The 2,657-nt window shown below is 60.1% G+C and carries 3 protein-coding genes; 2 read left to right on the top strand and 1 reads right to left on the bottom strand.

Features of this window, described 5'->3' with window-relative positions; translation table 11 throughout:
* Nucleotides 1-1,082, bottom strand: a 1,082-nt coding sequence (locus AWB67_RS36115; protein ID WP_087660655.1) for an IS701 family transposase, incomplete at its 3' end; no start/stop codon positions are given.
* 81 nt (nt 1,083-1,163) lie between these two features.
* Between AWB67_RS36115 and AWB67_RS36110 the strand changes: the two genes are divergently transcribed.
* Both AWB67_RS36110 and AWB67_RS36105 read left to right on the top strand, forming a co-directional pair.
* Nucleotides 1,164-2,039 (top strand): alpha/beta fold hydrolase, encoded by an 876-nt coding sequence (locus AWB67_RS36110; RefSeq protein ID WP_087660654.1) that lies wholly within the window; start codon nt 1,164-1,166, stop codon nt 2,037-2,039.
* A 53-nt stretch (nt 2,040-2,092) separates the two neighbouring features.
* A complete protein-coding gene (locus AWB67_RS36105; RefSeq protein WP_087660653.1) occupies nt 2,093-2,626 on the top strand; it encodes an alpha/beta fold hydrolase in 534 nt (177 codons plus the stop codon).
* Nucleotides 2,627-2,657: the final 31 nt, after the last annotated feature.

The raw sequence follows: 2,657 nt of genomic DNA, 5'->3' as shown, positions 1-2,657 counted from the left end.
AGCAACGCCAGCGTGATGTGACGGTACCAGCCTTGCCAGCGGCGCACCTCATATTGGTCGAGGCCGCATTCACCCTTCGCGGCCTCAAATCCCACCTCAATTTCCCATCGCCTGCCGGCAACGTTGACTAGGGTCTGACGGGTAGCCTTGCTGCGGGGCGCGTAGACCACGTAATACGCATGCTCCCGCTTTTCGTCGAGACTGCGTCGCACCCGCAAATAATGTCCGAAGCGACGCTCGGCCGCGCTCAGTTGCAAGCGCCATAGCGGAGTGAGTGCCCAGTCATACAGGCGCTCGCCTTTTGCTCCGACACCGGCCGAGAGGCGACGCCAGGCCCGCGGCGGCAAAGCTTGTGTGATTCTGTCGGCGCGCACTGATGTCGGGCCTTGCCACCACAGCGGTTCGTTCTTTGCGACGGCCAGCACAAATGGTTGCGCGCGCGACTCGAGCCACAGCCTCAAGGGGCGGTCACCACCATACACCTCATCGCCGCTAACCCAGCCACAGGGCATTCCTGCATCCAGCGCCCGTTCCAACATCCGGCGTGCGAGTTGCGGCTTGGTCGCGAATTTCACGGCGCCGGGCACCCCCGCCGCTTGGCAGCGACTGCGATCATCGATCCAGCCCTGCGGCATGTAGAGTTCCCGGTCAATAAATGCGCTGCCCCCGTTACCTGCGTAGCACAGGAATACGCCGATCTGGCAGTTCTCGATGCGGCCTGCTGTGCCGCTGTACTGGCGCTGCACGCCGGCAGAGTATTCGCCCTTCTTGAGGAAGCCCGTCTCGTCCACGATGAGCACCGCGTTACGCTCGCCGAGTTGTTCAACGACGTATTCACGCAGCATGTCGCGAGCCGCATCGGCATCCCACTGCGCTCGCTCAAGAAGGTGCTGCACGCCATCCGGCGTGGCTTCGCCCATCCACTCTGCGAGTTGCCAGCCGTTCTTGCGTTCGGCTGTGCCCAGCAAACCCTTCAGGTAGGCCAGCGACCGCTGCCGCGGCTCAGCACGTTTGAACAGGCCACCGAGTCTCTCATGCAAGCCATCCAGTTCACGTTCCCACGCCTTCGCGATCTCTTTCATAGCTCTACACCTTTGTAGTAGTACTAACGTAGTATAGTAAAAAATAGCTACGACTGTAGTGCTAAGAAAGGAGACGGTTGTATGAAGGTAATAACTCGCGTCATTGCTCTTGCGATCTCATTCTGCGCGTTCGGCTGTGCTTCACACGCACCAAATGACGCGGCACCCGAGCGCCTCACGACAACGCGAGGCAATGTTCACATCGAGACCATCCGGCAAGGTACGGGTCCGGTCATCGTGCTTCTTCCATCCCTTGGAAGGGGTGCCGGGGACTTTGACGAAGTCGCTGCGTATCTCGCGCGTGACGGCTTTACGGTAATGAGACCTCAGCCAAGAGGAATCGGCGCAAGTGGCGGTCCTCTGACTGGGATCGATATGCACGACTTCGCTGCTGATGTCGCGTCAGTCTTGGACCATCAAAAGACAGGGCCCGTCGTCGTGGTCGGTCACGCTTGGGGAAGTCAGCCAGCACGGATGTTGGCGGTAGACCGCCCGGATCTCGTCCGTGGATTGGTCATGGCAGCCGCATCTGCCGGAAAGTTGCCGCCCGGGTCGAACGAGAAGCCATACGGGCGCCTCCGGGATGCCATCGATGGCTCGGGCAACCTCGCCTTGCCTGAAAAGCAGCGGCTGACGTATCTGCAGCAAGCGTTCTTTGCGCCGGGACACGACCCTCGCCCCTGGCTGAGTGGCTGGTATCCGGCAACTCACGAAGCAGAGGCGCACGCGAGAAACATGACGCAAGTCGATGCCTATTTCGCCGGCGGCACCGTTCCCATTCTTGACCTCCAAGGTCAATACGACGCCGTGGTTGTGCCCAACGTCTTCAAGCCGATGCTGGGAGACCGTGTCACGGTGGAGGTCATTCCGAACGCCGGTCATCCAATGGCGCCGGAACAGCCCCGTGCTATGAGCCAAGCCATCGCACGCTTCGCTCACAACATTTACGGACGGTGACAGCACAACGCTGACGCTATCCGACTGGCATATACATTTCGAGGACCACCCGCATGAAACTCTCAAAATTCAGTCTCGCCGCCGTCATCCTTTCCTTTTCCGCAAGCACTTTCGCTGCGACCGGTGACAGCACAGTCAGTGATGACGTTGTTAAACACGGAAACGTGCAAATTGAAGTACTTAGCCAGGGCAAAGGTCCGACTATCGCTATTCTTCCGTCATTGGGTCGTTCAGGGCGAGACTACGACGAGGTGGCTCAGTATTTGGTGGCTGACGGCTTCCGCGTGCTCCGTCCTGAACCGCGTGGAGTTGGGAAAAGCAGGGGCCCGATGGATAACCTGAATGTGCACGACTTTGCCTCCGACGTGGCGATGGTTATCGAGGCAAAGCACGCTGGCCCCGTCGTTGTCGTGGGCCATGCGTGGGGCAATTTTGCCGCCCGCCAGTTGGCCGCCGATCGGCCGGACCTCGTCAAAGGAGTGGTCGTTGCAGCTGCGTCGGCAGGGAAGGTTCCCCCTGGTTCGACTGAGAAGCCGATTAAGGCTGTGCTGAAGAAGCGGGGGTTTTCACGGGATCGTCGTTGCTGATTCCACGATGCGAGAATGGCGACGCGCTCGC

The sequence above is a fragment of the Caballeronia terrestris genome (assembly GCF_001544515.1).
Classification (GTDB): domain Bacteria; phylum Pseudomonadota; class Gammaproteobacteria; order Burkholderiales; family Burkholderiaceae; genus Caballeronia; species Caballeronia terrestris.
The sequence above is the reverse complement of the archived record's forward strand: the minus strand, read 5'-3'. Positions and strand labels throughout refer to the sequence as shown.